At 66.9% G+C, this 16,562-nt stretch carries 17 protein-coding genes; 9 read left to right on the top strand and 8 right to left on the bottom strand.

Annotated elements, in window-relative coordinates; all coding sequences use genetic code 11:
• The first annotated feature begins 83 nt into the window (after positions 1-83).
• Both M0R89_RS01980 and M0R89_RS01975 read left to right on the top strand, forming a co-directional pair.
• Positions 84-851, top strand: coding sequence for a Nif3-like dinuclear metal center hexameric protein (locus M0R89_RS01980; protein ID WP_248650893.1), 768 nt, complete (start codon positions 84-86; stop codon positions 849-851).
• Positions 852-865: 14 nt separating this feature from the next.
• Positions 866-1,309: a DUF488 domain-containing protein gene (locus M0R89_RS01975; RefSeq protein WP_248650892.1), complete on the top strand. Its 444-nt coding sequence runs from the start codon at positions 866-868 to the stop codon at positions 1,307-1,309.
• Here the strand turns inward: M0R89_RS01975 and M0R89_RS01970 are convergent.
• Positions 1,279-1,665 carry a hypothetical protein gene (locus M0R89_RS01970; protein ID WP_248650891.1) on the bottom strand — a complete coding sequence of 129 codons (387 nt, stop codon included), beginning with the start codon at positions 1,663-1,665 and terminating at the stop codon, positions 1,279-1,281. The genes M0R89_RS01975 and M0R89_RS01970 overlap by 31 nt on opposite strands.
• Positions 1,666-1,807: 142 nt before the next feature.
• On the opposite strand from M0R89_RS01970, the gene M0R89_RS01965 reads away from it, so the two are divergent.
• Complete coding sequence (locus M0R89_RS01965) at positions 1,808-3,124, top strand: phosphoribosylamine--glycine ligase (RefSeq protein ID WP_248650890.1); 1,317 nt, start codon at positions 1,808-1,810, stop codon at positions 3,122-3,124.
• Between the two features lie 90 nt (positions 3,125-3,214).
• Here M0R89_RS01965 and M0R89_RS01960 read toward each other — a convergent pair whose 3' ends face one another.
• Positions 3,215-3,478, bottom strand: a complete 264-nt coding sequence (locus M0R89_RS01960) for a hypothetical protein (RefSeq protein ID WP_248650889.1) — start codon at positions 3,476-3,478, stop codon at positions 3,215-3,217.
• A gap of 402 nt (positions 3,479-3,880) precedes the next feature.
• On the opposite strand from M0R89_RS01960, the gene M0R89_RS01955 reads away from it, so the two are divergent.
• From M0R89_RS01955 to M0R89_RS01945, 3 genes are all read left to right on the top strand, one after another.
• Positions 3,881-6,202: a methyl-accepting chemotaxis protein gene (locus M0R89_RS01955; RefSeq protein WP_248650888.1), complete on the top strand. Its 2,322-nt coding sequence runs from the start codon at positions 3,881-3,883 to the stop codon at positions 6,200-6,202.
• Complete coding sequence (locus tag M0R89_RS01950) at positions 6,199-6,924, top strand: bacteriorhodopsin (RefSeq protein WP_248650887.1); 726 nt, start codon at positions 6,199-6,201, stop codon at positions 6,922-6,924. The genes M0R89_RS01955 and M0R89_RS01950 overlap by 4 nt, the downstream gene beginning before the upstream one ends.
• 96 nt (positions 6,925-7,020) lie before the next feature.
• Complete coding sequence (locus tag M0R89_RS01945; RefSeq protein ID WP_248650886.1) at positions 7,021-7,851, top strand: cytochrome c oxidase subunit 3; 831 nt, start codon at positions 7,021-7,023, stop codon at positions 7,849-7,851.
• Between the two features lie 43 nt (positions 7,852-7,894).
• Here M0R89_RS01945 and M0R89_RS01940 read toward each other — a convergent pair whose 3' ends face one another.
• Complete coding sequence (locus tag M0R89_RS01940; protein WP_248650885.1) at positions 7,895-8,458, bottom strand: DUF7979 domain-containing protein; 564 nt, start codon at positions 8,456-8,458, stop codon at positions 7,895-7,897.
• 64 nt (positions 8,459-8,522) lie between these two features.
• Positions 8,523-10,790 carry a DUF6789 family protein gene (locus tag M0R89_RS01935; RefSeq protein ID WP_248650884.1) on the bottom strand — a complete coding sequence of 756 codons (2,268 nt, stop codon included), beginning with the start codon at positions 10,788-10,790 and terminating at the stop codon, positions 8,523-8,525.
• 205 nt (positions 10,791-10,995) lie between these two features.
• Between M0R89_RS01935 and coxB the strand changes: the two genes are divergently transcribed.
• Together coxB and M0R89_RS01925 are read left to right on the top strand one after the other, a co-directional pair.
• A complete protein-coding gene (gene coxB / locus M0R89_RS01930) occupies positions 10,996-11,949 on the top strand; it encodes a cytochrome c oxidase subunit II (protein ID WP_368408850.1) in 954 nt (317 codons plus the stop codon).
• 87 nt (positions 11,950-12,036) lie between these two features.
• Positions 12,037-13,089: a deoxyhypusine synthase gene (locus M0R89_RS01925; protein WP_248650883.1), complete on the top strand. Its 1,053-nt coding sequence runs from the start codon at positions 12,037-12,039 to the stop codon at positions 13,087-13,089.
• A gap of 125 nt (positions 13,090-13,214) precedes the next feature.
• Here M0R89_RS01925 and M0R89_RS01920 read toward each other — a convergent pair whose 3' ends face one another.
• The 3 genes from M0R89_RS01920 to M0R89_RS01910 all read right to left on the bottom strand — a co-directional run bounded on the left by M0R89_RS01920 (position 13,215) and on the right by M0R89_RS01910 (position 14,687).
• Complete coding sequence (locus M0R89_RS01920; protein ID WP_248650882.1) at positions 13,215-13,538, bottom strand: DUF8000 family membrane protein; 324 nt, start codon at positions 13,536-13,538, stop codon at positions 13,215-13,217.
• A 196-nt stretch (positions 13,539-13,734) separates the two neighbouring features.
• On the bottom strand, positions 13,735-14,214 hold the full coding sequence (locus M0R89_RS01915) for a hypothetical protein (protein WP_248650881.1): 480 nt from the start codon (positions 14,212-14,214) through the stop codon (positions 13,735-13,737).
• Positions 14,215-14,372: 158 nt separating this feature from the next.
• A complete protein-coding gene (locus M0R89_RS01910) occupies positions 14,373-14,687 on the bottom strand; it encodes a DUF7967 family protein (protein WP_248650880.1) in 315 nt (104 codons plus the stop codon).
• A gap of 148 nt (positions 14,688-14,835) precedes the next feature.
• Here M0R89_RS01910 and M0R89_RS01905 point away from each other — a divergent pair, with 148 nt between their 5' ends.
• Entirely contained in the window at positions 14,836-15,408 is a 573-nt protein-coding gene (locus M0R89_RS01905; protein ID WP_248652305.1) for a SprT-like domain-containing protein, read from the top strand.
• 185 nt (positions 15,409-15,593) lie between these two features.
• Here the strand turns inward: M0R89_RS01905 and M0R89_RS01900 are convergent, their stop codons facing one another.
• Positions 15,594-16,304: a glycosyltransferase gene (locus M0R89_RS01900; RefSeq protein WP_248650879.1), complete on the bottom strand. Its 711-nt coding sequence runs from the start codon at positions 16,302-16,304 to the stop codon at positions 15,594-15,596.
• Between the last annotated feature and the right edge of the window lie 258 nt (positions 16,305-16,562).

Raw genomic sequence — 16,562 nt, 5'->3', positions numbered from 1 at the left:
TTCGGAAATCGTCTTCGACCCCGCTGGGACGACCGGAGATACAGATACAAACCCCTGCCGCCCCACAGGTCGAAACGAGAACCATGGACCTCGCCGAACTCGTCTCCCGATACGACGACCGACTCCGAACCGACGACTTCGCCGACGTGGACGCCAGCGCCAACGGCTTGCAGGTCGGCCCGGACCACCGCGAGGTCGAATCGGTCGCGTTCGCGGTGGACGCCGCCGAACAGACCGTCGAAGCCGCGGCCGACAGGGGTGCGGACCTGCTCGTCACTCACCACGGCCTCTCGTGGGGCGGCATCGAGCGCGTGACCGGTCGCCAGTACGACCGCATCGCGCCGCTGGTGGAGAACGACGTGGCGCTGTACGTCTCCCACCTGCCGCTCGACGCCCACCCGCAACTGGGCAACGCCGCCGGAATCGCCGACCTGCTCGGACTGGAGGACCGCGAGTCGTTCGGCGAGTTGGGACCGGAACACGTCGGCCAGCGGGGCCGCGCGCCAGACCCGATTCCGACCGACCGCGTTCGCGAGACGCTGGAGGCGGAACTCGACCACTTCGGGCAGGGCGTGCGCGTCCTCGACTTCGGTCCCGAGCGAATCGAGGACGTGGCCGTCGTGACCGGGAGCGGCGTCGATTGGCTCGACGAGGCGGTCGAATCGGGCGCTGACGCCCTGATTACGGGCGAAGGCAAGCAGAAGGCGTACCACGAGGCGCGCGAGGCCGGACTCACCGTCTTCCTCGGCGGCCACTACGCCACCGAGACGTTCGGCGTGCAGTCCCTGCAGGCGCTCGCCGACGAGTGGGGTCTCGAGACGACGTACATCGACGCGCCGACCGGACTGTAACGAGGGAACACCCTATGCCGGAACTCCGCGACACCTACCACGCCGCGCTCCAGCACGGCCACGCGACCCCCGACGAGTCGGCCCTCGTGGTCGGCGTCGTCCGGCGGCCCTCCTACGGTATCGAGAATTACCTCGACCGGAACGTCCCGGCGCTCGCGCCGCCCGACGACCTCCTGCGCGAGTTCGAGGAGCGCGTGAACGAGCGCGACGACGCGACCCACGACGAGGTCTGGGACGAGGTGAACTTCGGCGAACGCTACCGCGACCAACTCGGGACGGCCGAAGCGCAGGCCGCGATGGACGACCTGCTCGCCGAACTCGAATCGCAGGACGTGTGGCTGGTCTGCTACGAGAACACCGACGAGAAGCGGTGTCACCGGACGATTCTGCGGGACGTGCTTCGAGAGCGGGACCGGAGAGAAGGGTCTCAGAACTCGTCGCGCTCCCGAACCTCGTAGTGTCGCGCCCGGTCGTCCCATCGCGAGAGGACTTCCCTCGCGACGTCGGGAACGTGGGCCCGCTCGTAGTCCTCGCCGGCGAACTCCCGCACGGCGTCCAGCGAGTCGAACCGCATCGCGGTGACGAACTCGACTTCCGCCGCGTCGTCGGTCTCGCCGTCCCTACCGCCCTCGCGGTTTCCGCCGTTCCTGTCTTCGGCACCTCCCACATCGCTCTCGCGTCGCAGGACGCGGAACCCGCGGTACCCCTCGATGTTCCGGTCGGCGAAGCCCGGGAATATCTCCTCGCGCAGGAGTCGCTCGTACTCGTCGGCGTTCTCGGGCGTCGTCCATCCGTGCCAGATGCGTTCTATCACGGTCGGGGGCGTCTTCGTCGCGGAGGGAGTTAACCGCCGCGCTCGACGCAGTCGGCTTCGAGTACCGCTCGGAGCGACGCACTGGACTCTCGGGCCAATCGTCGGTAGCCATACTCAAGTCGCTGCTATCTGAAACACGACTGTGAGTTCCCACAACTTCCTCTTCGTTTCTGCCGACGCGGCGCTCGTCACCGACCTCGCGTGGCAAGTCCACGGGGAGGGTCACGACGTGAAGTACTACATTGAGGCCGAGAACGACCGAGAAATCGGGGACGGGTTCGTTCCGAAAACCGACGACTGGCGAGGGGAAATCGAGTGGGCCGACGTGATAATCTTCGACGACATCTGGGTGGGCGACGACGTCGGAACCGGGGAACTCGCCCGGGAACTCCGCGAGCGGGGAAAGGCCGTCGTCGGTGGGTCGCCGAACACCGACCGTCTCGAAGAGGACCGCGGATACGCGATGGACGTGCTGGAGGAACACGGCGTCAACACCATCGAGCACCACGTCTTCGAGGACTTCGACGCCGGCATCCAGCACGTCCGAGAAAACCCCGCACCATACGTCATCAAGCCGCTCGGGGAGGTCCAGAACGTCAAGCGACTCCTCTACGTTGGAAACGAGGACGACGGCAGCGATGTGGTCGATGTCCTTCGTGCCTACAAGAAAGCGTGGGGGCATCGCATGAAGGGGTTCCAGCTCCAACGGAAAGTCGAGGGCGTAGAAATCGCCATCTGCGGGTTCTTCGACGGCGAGGAGTTCGTCGACCGGGTGAACTTCAACTTCGAACACAAGAAGCTGTTCCCGGGAAACATCGGCCCGTCGACGGGCGAAATGGGAACGTCGATGTTCTGGGCCGGTCGCAACAAACTGTTCGCGGAGACGCTCGGCAAACTAGAAGGCTGGCTCGCCGACGAGGGCTACGTCGGCAGTATCGACGTCAACTGCATCGTCAACGAAAGCGGGATTCACCCGCTGGAGTTCACGCCGCGGTTCGGCTACCCGACGATTACGCTCCAGGAGGAGTCGCTCGAGTCCTCGACCGGGCAGTTCTTCTACGACCTCGCCCACGGGAACAGTCCGGAGCCGGAGGTCCACGAGGGCTACCAGATAGCGGTCCGAATCGTTCTCCCGCCGTTCCCCTTCGACGACGAGAAGACCTACGACGAGAGTTCCCGGAACGCCGCGGTCGTCTTCGAGACGGACAGCCGTGAGGGGATTCACCTCGAAGACGCGAAGAACGTCGAGGGCCAGTGGCGCGTCGCGGGCGACAACGGAATGCCGCTCGTCGTAACGGGCAAGGGAGAGACGATGCAGAAAGCGCGGGAGCAGTGTTACGAGCGCGTCGACGACGTCATCGTCCCGAACCTCTACTTCCGAGACGACATCGGCGAGCGGTGGATGGACGGCGACGGCGACCGACTCCAAGCGTGGGGGTACCTCGGACCCGAGACGTAGCGCGAAGCGAACTCCCGACACGGAATCGAGGCGTCGGGTGAACGTCCGAACCGGCGAGCGACCGGTTCGGGCCGGACACTCGGTCTCGTCTTACCTGCCGAGTCGCTCGCCGACGCGACCGACCGCGGCCAGCGCCGCGCCCACGGCGTACGCGACCACTTCGAACGCGACCTCGAAAGTCACGCCCGCGACCGCCGCCACCAGAACGAGGACGACGAGGACGCCGAGAAACACCGCGACTCCGGCGAGTCCGAGTAACTGGACTAACCCGACGAACAGCAGGGCGACGAGGGCGAGAATACCGACGACGACGAGTATCGTCACCTGCTTGGCCGGGCCGGTGGTAGACACCATGCGGAAGGTTATCTCTCGACACAGGTATCGTTGACGGTCCGGCGGAACCGGTCGGCGAGCCGACGTTCACCGAAAGGGATAATATTAAAACCCCTCCGTTCAACTTGAATCACGTGTCCGCCGGGTTTCAACAACCCTTGACGGTTGCCGGAGCAACGGTCACGCGACGGTTCTCGGCGGAGACGGGCCGCGGCCAACCGGCCCCGACAGCCGACCCTCCGGGTGCGGCTAATTGAACCGCCGCTGGCGTCCGACCCGCGCCACGCGGGCCCCCGCGGTAGTTGGCATTACAGTTTTCTGACAAACGTAGAGTGGCAGATTCGAAACATCGGTTATCATCGTTGATACCAGCACCTACGCTTATTTTTCTCGAATACTTATCCGTTTCCGAGAAAAACCAAAATGGGAGAACGAACGCCATCTCTGGAGCGGATACGACGAAGCTATGCGCTCAAACTCGCTATCGCGCTGGTGTCGGTCGTCGCTATCACCGTCGCAGTCGGTGCGATAGTGCATGCACAGACCGCCGAGCAGGTGCGAAACGACGCCCAAGAGGAGTTGAAGACCGTATCGAACTCGCGGGCCGAAAGCTTGGACGCGTGGCTGTCGAGCGTGAAGACCCAGACGCAGGTGACCGCTCAGCATCCGGTGTTCCAGAGCGGCGACCGTGACCGCATCCGCGACCGCCTGAACGGACTGGTCGCCGACGGGAACGTCCCCGACGGCGTGGTCGCGGTCCACTACTACGACGCCGCCGAGAAGACCATCGTGACGAGTTTGAGCGAGAAACTGGTCGGGGTCAGTCCCGCCGCGCAGGGCGCGCCGTTCGCCACCGACCCGCCGAACTTCGACGGGAAGGACGTTCACGTCTCGGAACCGTTCACGGTTCCGGCCGTCGACTTCCCGGTCGTGGCGGTCGTCGCGCCGGTCCCCGACGCGCCCGACAAGCGCGTTATCTACATGGTCAACATCGAGAAGTACACGCGCTCGCTGACCGGCGGCGTCGAGGGCGGCTACACCGTCGTCCTCAACTCGTCGGGGAGTTACCTCGCGCATCCGGACGAGAGCAAACTCCTGACGACCCACCACGGCGGCGCAGACACTACCGCCCTCCAGCAGGGTCTCGCCGGGAACTCCGGGTTCACCCAGATGGACAGCGGGATGCTGATGGCGTACGCGCCGATGGAATCGACCGACTGGGTGGTCGTCGTTCACGCGCCCGCCAGCGAGGCCTACGCGCTCAGCGACGCCGTGACCTCGAACATCCTCGGTCTCATCCTGCTGGCGGTCGTGAGCCTCGCGCTCGTCGGCGTGACTATCGGGAGCAACACCGTCATCTCGCTCCGACAACTCTCCCGGAAGGCCGACGCGATGGCGGGCGGCGACCTCCAAGTCGACTTGGAGACCAAGCGCCGCGACGAGTTCGGGTCGCTGTACGACTCCTTCGCCCGGATGCGCGACTCGCTGCGCGAGCAGATACGCGACGCCGAGACCGCGCGCGACGAGGCCGAGGAGGCCCGCGAGAGCGCGGAGGCCGCGCGCCGCGAGGCCGAGAGCCGTCGCGAGGAGGCCGAAGCCCTCTCGTCGCACCTCGAATCGAAGGCCAGCCACTACGAGGACGTGATGAACGGCGCCGCGGACGGCGACCTCTCGGTCCGGGTCGATACCGAGAGTCGCAGCGAGGCGATGGTCGCCATCGGCGAGTCGCTCAACGACATGCTGGACGACATAGAGCGCACGGTGGCGAACGTCAAGCGGTTCGCTTCCCACGTCTCGAACGCGGTCGTAGACGTGGAGAGCAGCGCCGAGGAGGTGATGACGACCGGCGAGGAAGTCAGCCACTCGGTCGCCGAGATTTCGGAGGGCGCGGCCCGCCAGACCGACCAACTCGGCGAGGTCGCCAGCGAGATGAACACGCTCTCGGCCAGCGCCCAGCAGGTCGCCGCCACCGTCGACGACGTGGCCGCGACCTCCCAGCAGGCCGCGGCCGCGGGCGAACTCGGCAGGGAAGCCGCCGAGGAGGCCCTCTCGGAGATGGACACGGTCGAGGCCCAGACCGAGCGGACCGCCGAGGAAATCGAGGAACTCGACGCCGAGATGGAGGCCATCGGCGACATCGTGGAGGTCATCACCGAAATCGCCGAGCAGACCAACATGCTCGCGCTGAACGCCTCCATCGAGGCCGCGCGGACCGACGCCGAGGGCGACGGGTTCGCCGTGGTCGCCGACGAGGTCAAGAACCTCGCGGAGGAGACCAAGGAGTCGGCGGCCGAAATCGAGGGCCGCATCGAGCGAGTCCAAGAGAAGACCGCCCAGTCCGTCGAGGGCATGTCCGAGACCAGCGACCGCATCAGCACCGGAGTCGAGACGGTCGAGGGCGCCATCGACGCGCTCGAAGAAATCGCTGAGTACGCGGAGGAGACCGACGCGCGGATTCAGGAGATTCAGGCCGCGACCGACGACCAGGCCCAGTCGTCGTCCGCGGTCGTCCAGATGGTGGACGACGTGGCCTCCATCAGCGAGGAGACGACGAGTCAGGCAGAGTCGGTCTCCGAGGCCGCCGAGGCCCAGACCGAGACGTTGGCGGAGGTCCGAGACGACGCCGACGACCTCGCCGAACGGGCGGCGGAACTCTCGCAGCTATTGGACGACTTCAGAGTGACGCGCGGGGCCGGGCCGCTGGACGACACCGACTTCGAGACCGCGGAGGTGAGCGACCGATGATGGACCTCACGTCGGTCTGGTTCTGGCTCGGCACGCTCGGGATGGCCGTCGGAACCGCCTTCCCGCTCTGGCGACTCGCCACCGACCGCCGGTACGGGACCCACTACGCCGTGCTGGCGGGCGTGACCGGGGTCGCCGCGACGGCGTACCTCGCGATGGCGCTCGGTCTCGGAAAGGTGCAGGTCGGCGACGCCGCGCTGTTCCTGCCCCGGTATATCGACTGGTTGGTGACGACGCCCCTGTTGGTGCTGTACCTCGGGATGCTCTGTCGCCCCGAGAAGAGGACCTATCTCGCGCTGGTCGGCGTGGACGTGCTGGTCATCGGGTCGGGCGTCGTCGCGGGCCTGCTGTCGGCACCGTACAGCTACGTCGCGTATCTGGTCGGCTGCGTCGCCTACGTCGGCCTGCTGTACCTGCTCCTGCGGGTCCTGCCGCGACAGGCGACCCTCCAGGGCGACCGCGTGAGCGCGGTGTTCACGAAGCTCCGGAACCTCACGGTCGTCCTCTGGACCATCTACCCCGTGGTCTGGATTCTCGGCCCACTCGGTTTCGGCCTGTTACGGGTCGGGACCGAGGTGATGGTCGTCACCTACCTCGACCTCATCAGCAAGGTCGGGTTCGTGTTCATGGCCGTCAACGGGGCGGACGCGCTCGACCAACTCCGGACCGGGGCGGCGCTCGCCGACCCCGCGAGCGACGAGCGCGCGCCGACGGCCGACTGAGGACGGCGGACCGACGGTCGCGACGGACATCGGACCCTGCGCCCCGCGCCGGACCGACCACAACTCGTTTTTCGCTCGCCGCCGTCTTCCCGCCGGATGGGGGAGACCGACGCCGCGGTCGCCGAGGGGGACGCGCACGACGAACACGAGCATCGGAGTCGCTGGCCCATCATCGGGGCCGCGGGCGCGGCGATACTCTACGTCGGGGCCGCGCTCGCAATCGCTGGTAACCGAGCGGGCATCTTCCCGACGCGGGTCGGGGTCGGTATCGCCGTCGTGGGGTTCGCCGTCTTGACCGGCGGACTGGTCGGCTGGCTCCGACAGGCGTATCTCAGCGGCTACTGGGAGCGAGCGACCGGCGACCGGAAGCGCCGGTCGTACCGCGCGACGATGGTCCTCTTTCTCGTGACCGACGTGGCGACGTTCGGCGCGGGGTTCGCCTACTACTTCTACGTCCGCATCGGGACGTGGCCGCCGGGCGAACTCCCCGAACTGCTCGGGTCGCTGGTCCTCGTCAACACCGCGTTGCTAGTCGTTAGCAGTTTCACGCTCCACTTCGCTCACGAGGCGCTCGGCGACGGGAAGCGACGCCGGTTCCTCGCGCTGCTCGGCGTGACGTTCGCGCTCGGGGTCGTGTTCCTCGGCGGTCAAATCGCCGAGTACGCGACGTTCGTGGGCGAGGAGGAGTTCACCCTGACCAGCGGCGTCTTCGCCTCGGCGTTCTTCGGCCTGACCGGCCTCCACGGCCTCCACGTCGCGCTCGGGGTCGTCCTCATCGGCATCCTGCTCTGGCGCGCGCTCCGGGGCCAGTACGACGCCGAGCGCGACACCTCGGTCTCGACGGTGTCGCTGTACTGGCACTTCGTGGACGCGGTCTGGCTGTTTCTCGTCGCCGTGCTGTACGTCGGCGCGGTCGTAACACTCTGAGTCCGCGCGTCCCGCCCGTCTCGGCGGACGCGCGGCCTCCCGCTCACCTGCCGAAGCGCCCGGCGTCGCCGCGTTCGAGGAGTCGCCGGTACGCAGGCGGCGTGAGGACGCCGCCGATGCCGAGCAGGATGGCGACCAGTCCGAGGGGCAACACCAGCGGGTCGACGCCGAGACACTCCACCGACGAGACGAGCGTCACGTAGTAGCGGTCCCCCTCGACGCGGACGACCGCGCCGCGCCGGAAGGATTCCTCGTGGGGGAACGCGCCGCGCACGTCCGCCTGTCCGCCCGGTTCCGCGAGCGCGCGCTCGACGGCCCTTCGCTCGGCCGGAGAGAGGTCCGAGACGTCGAACTGGGCCAGCACCGGGCCGCCGCCCGCCAACTCTGAGGGTCCGGCCCCCGCTCCCACCGCGGCGGGCGAGTCGGAGACGCCGATTGTCGGGTCGCCACAGAGGCCGAACTCCTCCTGAACGACCGCGTACCCGCCGAGGACGCTCCCCGCGATGCCGACCGCGACCAGCAGCGCGCCGACGAACGGCGCGCCGTAGGTCAGCAGGGCGCCGCGCGTGGTCCGGTCGGTCCGCGGCGGGCCTGGGCGCTCGCTCACGGCGAATCACCGACCGAGGCCCCGGTCGGACTCGGTGCGACGCCCCGCCGGTGAGGGGTCGGCTTCATCGCTCGACACCTCGCAGCGACACCGCCTGTATCGTCGCGGCGAGACCGAACCCGTAGAGCCAGTGGGCGACCAGCGCGAAGACCACGAACCCGACCAGTTCGAGTCCGGACTGCCCCGAGTAGAACGCGACCATGAACCCGGCCGAGACGATGGTGGCGTACGAGAGGCCCCGAACGACGAGGACCCGACCCGGGAGGTAGGACGCCAAGGCGACGAACAACAGCGCCCACGTCGTCATCCCGCCGGCGAGGAACAGGCCGTAGCCCAGCGCGATGCTCCGGGGCAGGCCGACGAGTTCCGCGACGTCTGCGAACGCCGCGAGGTCGAACACGCCGATGATGGTCGCGGGGAAGAGGACCCCCGACAGCAGGAGCGTGCCGACGAGTCCGCCGAGCGCGGCGACGGCGGCGTTGTCGGTAATCGCGCCGGTGACGGAGGTGATGTCGGTGAGAACCTGCGGCGACCCCTCTCCCGGTTCGGTCGCCGCGGCGGGCCGGGTCGTCTCGGGTTCTGTCGGTTCGATGGCGTACTTGCGTTCGAGTTCCTCCTCGAACCACTCCCACTCGCGGGTGAACTGCTCGGTCTCCTTTAGGTTCCACACGTCGGCCGAGCGCACCGGCGTCCCGTTCCACGCCGACCAGACCATGTTGTAGAGCCACAACAGGACGCTGATTCCGACGAGGAACGCGCCGATGGTGGCCACCTGCTGAACCGGCGCGAACACCTCGGGGTAGACCGCGTGACGGCGCGGCAGTTCCATGAACCCGAGGACGACGAGCGACCCGAACGCGACGACGGCACCGAACACCAGCAGGACCGACTGGAACAGCGCGAGTTCCCGGTCGTACAGGCGGCCGGTGATGATGGGGTACCAGTAGTAACTCGCGGCGACCATCATCAGCGGGATGATGCCCATCACGATGAAGTGGAAGTGGCCGACCACGTAGTAGGTCCCGTGGTAGAGCAGGTCCACCGGGATGGCCGCGAGGAAGACGCCGGTGACGCCGCCGATTACGAACATGCCGATGGAACTCACGCAGAGGACCATCGGTGCGGTCAGCCTGACCGTCCCGTCCCAGATGGTCGTCAGCCAGTTGAACACCTTGATGGCGGAGGGGACCGCGATGGCGATGGAGACGAACATGAAACTCGCCCGGACGCGCGGGTCGATGCCGGTCGCGAACATGTGGTGTGCCCACACGCCGAACGAGAGGACGCCGATGGCCAGCGTCGAGTAGACGATGTACGTGAACCCGAACAGCGAGCGCCGGGCGAACTTGGGGAGGATGAGGCTCATCAGCCCCGTCGAGGGCAGGAAGATGACGTACACCTCGGGGTGGCCGAAGTACCAGAAGAGGTGTTGCCACAGCAGGGGACCGCCCCCGCCCACGGTGAAGAACGTCGTCCCGAAGTTGCGGTCGAGCAGGAGCATGACGAGCGCACTTCCCAGCAACGGGAACGCGAACAGGACGATGCCGCTCGTGGTGAGCATCGTCCACGAGAAGATGTCGAGGTTCTCCCACTCGACGGACGGCCCGCGCTCGTAGACTATGGTCACGACGAAGTTGATGGCTCCCAAGACGGTGGCGATGCCGCTGAGGTGGAGACCCAGTAGGAGCAGGTCTATCTGAGGGTTCTCCACCGTTATCGAGAGCGGCGTGTACATCGTCCACCCCAGACCCGGCGCTTCGACCGACTCGAAGAATCGGACGACGTTCGAGAGCGCGTCGGGCGCGAGCAGGCCGAGGAACTGGCCCGACACCTGCGAGAGCAGACCGCCCCGCGCGAGCAGGAGGGCGGGCGGGAGCAACCAGAAGCCGATGGCGTTGACCCGCGGGAACGCCATGTCCTCGGCGTCCACCAGCAGCGGGATGAAGTAGTTCCCGATGCCGAAGAACACCGGCGTCACGAAGAAGAACAGCATCGTCAGCCCGTGCGTGGTGAACAGCGCGTTGTACGTGGTCTCGGACCAGATATCCGCCGGGGGCGTCAGGAGTTCGGTCCGCATCATCATCCCGTCGATGCCGCCCCAGACCGCCGCGAACGTCCCGAAGGCGATGTAGAGCAAGCCGATGTCGCGGTGGTTCGTCGTGGTGGTCCACCGGACGACTTGTTCGGTCAGCGAGTCGACGTCGAACCAGCCCTCGCCGCCGGGATACTCGCCGCCGTCGGCGCGCGCCCGACGCTTGGCGCGGCGAGCGAGCGCTCCCACGCTCGTCACGACCAGACAGAGCGCGGTGAACTCGACTGCAGGTCCGTTCATGGTCTCCCCGTCGCTGTCGGCGTCCCCGTTCGTCCCCCTCGCATGGACTCAGGCGTCGACACGAATCGGGATAAAACTACAGGCCCGGACCGGTGGGCGAGGCGGTCGGCCGTCTGACGTATCGACGCCGGAGGGTTCGACGGGCGGCAGTTTCTTGACGCCGACCGTTGTCGAGCGAGTGCATGGGAACTCGGGGGGACTCGCAGTGAGTCGACGGAGGGGACCGAGCGGGACTCGACGGCCGGGACGCACCGCGATTCGGCGGGGCGTCCTCGCGGGCGCGGCGCTGGTCGCGCTCGGACTCGGGGCCGTCTCGCCCGCCGCCGCCCAGTCGGTCAACCGGAATCTCATCGACAGGCTGAACGTGCAGTTGCTCTACGTCGCGCTACCGCTCACGCTGTTCGTCGAGGTCATCCTCGTCTACGCGGTGATACGGTTCCGGAACAACGACGACCCCGAACCGACCGCCGAGAACCCCACGCTGGAGGTCACGTGGACCGTGGCGACGGCCATCGTCCTCGTGTTCGTCGGGTGGTCGGCGTACAACGTCCTCGCGAGTCCGTACATCTCGCCGACGCCCGAGGCAGAGGCCGCGCAACCGGAGGTGAACCCGGACGTTCGAGTCGACGTGCTGGCCTACCGGTGGGGGTGGCAGTTCACCTACCCCGACGCGAACGTCACGACCCAGAACCTGCTCGTCCTGCCCCGCGGCGAGGACGTGCGCTTGAGTCTCAGGGCGAACAGGGTGATTCACTCGCTGTTCGTCCCGAAACTCGGACTCAAGCAGGACGTGTTTCCGGGCCACGACACGACGCTCCTGACCCGGGCGCTGGAGAACGGCCGATACCGGGGCTACTGCACGGAGTTCTGCGGCGACGGCCACGCCCGGATGCGCGCGGCGGTGTTCGTCGTGGACCCCGAGACGTATCGCCAGTGGCTGGCGGCCCACGCGGACGAGCGACTCGTGACCGCGCCGCCGAGCGGGAACGTTTCGGCGAACGGGTCCGGCGCGGCGAACCTGACAGCGCCGTCGAACGCGACCGCTCCGCCGAACGCGACCGTCCCGCCGAACGCGACCGCTCCGCCGAACGCGACCGTCCCGCCGAACGCGACCGCTCCGCCGAACGCGACCGCCCCGCCGACCGGTACGCTCGCCTGAGCGTCGGGGGAGACGCCCTCCGACGCCGGCGCGGCCGCTCTCCGGTCAAACCAAGACATTCAACCCACTCCGCGAGGAGGCTCTACTATGAGCGACGAGTCCCACGACGGGCACCACGAACCCGAACGCGAGGAGTTCCACCACGACCCCATCGGCCACGCCGAGGTCCGGGCGGGCATGACGGTCGGCGAACTGGCCGACTCGTACGGCGACGCGGGCATCGGCGCGGCCGACGTTCACGAGGCGGTGGACATCTACGCCGAGATGCTCGGCGACGAGGACGTGACCAACTTCTTCGGACTGGCGGGCGCGATGGTCCCGACCGGCATGCGGAAAATCGTCGCGGAACTCATCCGGGACGGCCACATCGACGCGCTGGTCACGACCGGCGCCAACCTGACCCACGACGCCATCGAGGCCGTCGGCGGCAAGCACCACCACGGGCAGGTTCACGCCGAGGGCAAGACCGAACGCGACCACGACGAGCAACTGCGCGACGAGGAGGTCGACCGGATTTACAACGTCTACCTGCCCCAAGAACACTTCGCGCTGTTCGAGAACCACCTGCGCTCGGAGGTCTTCCCCGCGCTGGAGGGCGACCGGGAGGACGGCGGGGACGACGGCGTGGTCAGCATCCAGCGCCTGACCGAGGAACTGGGCCGGGCCAACGGCGAGGTCAACGACCGGGAGGGCGTCGAGGAGGGCGCGGGCGTCGCCGCGGCGGCCTACGAGAACGACGTACCGATTTACTGCCCGGCGATTCAGGACTCCGTGCTGGGCCTGCAGGCGTGGATGTACTCCCAGACCGCCGAGTTCACGCTCGACGCGCTGGCCGACATGACGACCATCACCGACCAAGCCTTCGAGGCCGAGAAGGCGGGCGCGATGGTGGTCGGCGGGGGCGTCCCGAAGAACTACGTCCTCCAGACGATGCTGGTCTCGCCCGAGGCGTACGACTACGCGGTCCAGTTGACGATGGACCCGCCCCAGACCGGCGGCCTCTCGGGTGCGACGCTGGACGAGGCCCGGTCGTGGGGGAAACTGGAGAAGGCCGCGCGGAACGTCTCGGTGTACGCCGACGCGACGATTACGCTCCCGCTGGTGGTCGCGGCGGCCCGCGAGCGAATCGACGCGGAGTGAGCGCAGGTCGCTGACTCCGGGCTCGCGGTGACGGAACTCGTCGGTGAACGCACGGGTACGTAATCGACCGCTCGGGCCCGTCCGCACTGCTCGTACTCGTTCGCGTCGCTGTCGGCGACCAGTAGTCAGTCTCGCTCGTCGTCCCCGTCGGGGAGTCGACGGACCGACTTCTCCCACCGGTCTCGGGCCGCCTGCCCGGGGTCCGCGAACGGGTCGTAAGTGATGTCCGCCGCGGTACCGAGACCGTTCCGCCCGTCGCTGTCGGTCGTCCGCCGCAGGCCGAGCGCCGTCACGGCCACTAACAACGCGAACAGGGACGCTAACAGGACGCTGGCGGAACTATCGAGGGGAAGCGCCACGAAGACCAGGGCCAGCAGGAGCGCGGCTAATTGGAACGCGTAGAGGAGGAGACGGAGCCAGCTGCCGGAAAACTCGATAGTCCGCTCCATCTTTTTCCCAATAGTGGACCCCCAAACGAATAGTTTTCACGAGCGGCAGTCGCCCTCACGTTCGCCATCGCTACCATTGAACTGCTCTGTGAACCGCTCTAACTGTGACTCAGCAGCTGTTTACCACGGCAGAAAAGAGGCTGCTTGGAAGGATGGCGCAGGTCCGAACCGGCCCGTGGGAGGCCGACAGAGAGGATTAGCCTTCGGACATGTCCGTTACTGCCATTCCGATTCCGTACGTCAGTGAGACTAACGCGACACCGAACATGAGAAGCCACAAGATAAGGATGAGGTTAAACGGAACGGCCCTCACTCCCTCGGGGAGGACGCGCTTTACTGCGATCTTATCTGTAACGATCGGGCGGTAGACCAGTTGTACAACCATCATAACGAGTCCGGTGGTGGCACCGAAGGCAATCGTCCACCAACTCCCGCCATCGTAGGGGGTCTGTCGGAGGATACTGGCATAGTCGATTATGAACGTGACTCCGACGGAGTACAGGAGACAGATTGTGATAGATACTACAGAATAATCCAGTATCAGAAAATGCGAACTTAGGCCGAGACATATCCCTACAACCCCACCAACGAGTGCTGCTCGCTTCGTTGGCGGATTTCGAGTTGCCTTCTTGGATGCTGAAGACGGAGTGGAGTGGTTTGATCGATCGGGGTTCATCTGATACTTACCAGCTATTGACGGGGAAATCGATTCGGGGGATACCGTTCAATATACACAAATATAACTTATACTATAATAAAGGGTCCGATATTCTATCGCGAATTGTTCGCGAGTTCTCGCCGTCTACAGAATCGCGGCGCACGAGCGGAGACGCTCTAAATCGGGTCGTCGGGGTCGTGTTCGTCGGCGACCCGCGAGGCCTCGGCGGCGTACTGTTCGCGCTCCTCGGGGTCTTCCACGGTGCCGAGGTTGTCCGCCGACACGTCGAGTGCCGCGGTCGTGTCGCGCTGGTCGGTGAAACTAGTCAGCGCCCGTTCCTTCCGGAAGTAGCGCTCACCGTCGGGCGTCGCGTAGACGAGGATGACGAGGTTCTGCTCGTCGTCCGAGTAGGTGCGCTCGACCAACCAGACTCGGACCTCGTTGCTCCCGTCCCCGCCGGCCTCGGCGTCCGCGTCGGCGTCCGTTTCCATACTCGAACAGAGGGCCGACGCGAAGTTAGTCGTTCGGGACACTCTTGAGGGAGGCGTTCGTCGGGGCCGCCACGGAGCGAACTGCGTGACCGAACCCCACCGCCTCTCGCCCGACGTCGACCCCGAGCAGTCCCCGACGGTCCGGGCGCTGGCACACGCCGAGACCGACGAGGAGTTGATTCTGGGGTCGCGGGCCTACTGCCGGGAGGCCATCCGCGAGTACGACCTCGACGTAGATTTCTCGCCGGTCGAGTGGGAGGTATCGACCCGCGCGAAGCGCCGGGCCGCCGCGGTCAAGCGCCCGAAGATTCCCGACGCCGAGGTCGGGACTCCTCTCGATTGGCACGCCGCGGCCGAGCGGGTGGGGTCCGACCTCGACGACCTCCGGACCTGCACCCTCTCGCTGACGCGGGCGGCGTTCGAGGAGTTCGACGTGGGCGAGTGGACTGCGACCCTCCGTCACGAACTCGTCCACGTCGAGCAGTTCCAGCGGTTCGGCACGACCGACCACGGGCCGGCGTTTCGCGAGCGGGCCGCCGCGGTGGACGCCACGGTCCGGTGCCCGCCGTTCGCCGACCCGAAGTACGTCCTGACCTGCGCGGACTGCGGGGCCGTGGTCGGACGCCGGTACCGCGAGTGTAAACTGGTCCGGAACCACGAGGAGTACCGGTCGTCGTGCTGTGGCGCGTCGGTGGCGTGTTCGGGGGCGGACGAGAGTTGAGACAGACGTAGGATAGCTAAAGAAGTATTTTCACTTCTTTGGGACAGGTACGGATGTTTAGCAGCCGGCGCGCGCTCGCAGTGCAGCTGCAGTACGAGCGGTGTCGCCAGTAGCTAACTTCGACTTTGACTCGGTTCCGCGACGGCGACTCGAACCACCAGCGCGAACCGATTTCCGACCGTGAGTCAGTAGTCGCTCCGAAGCCGATGCCAGTCGAGTCGCAGGTAGTGATACAGCGTGCCCGTCAGCCCCGACTCCGCGATGCGACGCCCGGAGGTTTCGACCAGCACGTCCGGATGATACCCCGTCGCTCGCTCGCGGCCCAACTCGCGGCTGAACGCGGTATCCTCGTTGGGAACGTTCGGGAATCCGCCGGCCTCGAAGTAGGTCTCCCGGCGGACGAAGCAGTTGAACCCCGGCAGAATCGGCCGGTCGAGGCGCGGGAACACGCGGTTGATGACCGCCTCCATCGCCTTCGCCCGCACGGGACCGGTCACGCGACACCGCGAGGAGGCCGCCGCGAGGCCCTCCTCGCGGGCGAACGCCAGCATCGAGTCGAGGTAGTCGGGCCGGAGCGCGGTGTCGGCGTCCACGAACGCCAGCCAGTCGCCCTCTGCCCGGCGCGCGCCGCGGTGGCGCGCGTCGCCGATGTCCGGACCGACGCGCTCTCGGGCGTCCGAGTTCGGACCGCCGTCGGCCGCTTCGTCGCCCTGACTGACCACCGTGGCGTCGTACCGTCGGGCGACGGCCGGGGTGGCGTCGGCGCTGTCGCCGTCCACGACCACGATTTCGTAGTCGCGGTCGGTGCGCTGGCCGCGCATGCTCGCCAGAGTCGTCGGGAGGGTCGCTCGCTCGTCTTTCGCGGGGACGACGAAACTGACCGCCGGACCCGTCATCGTTCGCGGCCTGTCGGTAGCATCGGTCGTGGCTCCCGGTAACGTCGTTTCGCGAGCGTCGGAAGCGGTACCGCTGTCCGCTCGGGGGTCGCGTTTCCGGCGCGCCGCGGGTGGTCGCTCGTTCGCCCGGAGTTCGCCCGGAAGGAGTAAGGGTCTTTTCGCCGGAGCAGATAGAACGGAGTGGCCGATGACGAGGCGATGGCTCCGAACTGGTCTCGGCAACCAGTCGTGACGAGCCCTATGAGTGCCGAGGCCGTC

It is taken from the genome of Halorussus limi, from assembly GCF_023238205.1.
Classification (GTDB): domain Archaea; phylum Halobacteriota; class Halobacteria; order Halobacteriales; family Haladaptataceae; genus Halorussus; species Halorussus limi.
This window is presented reverse-complemented; position numbering and strand designations above follow the sequence as displayed.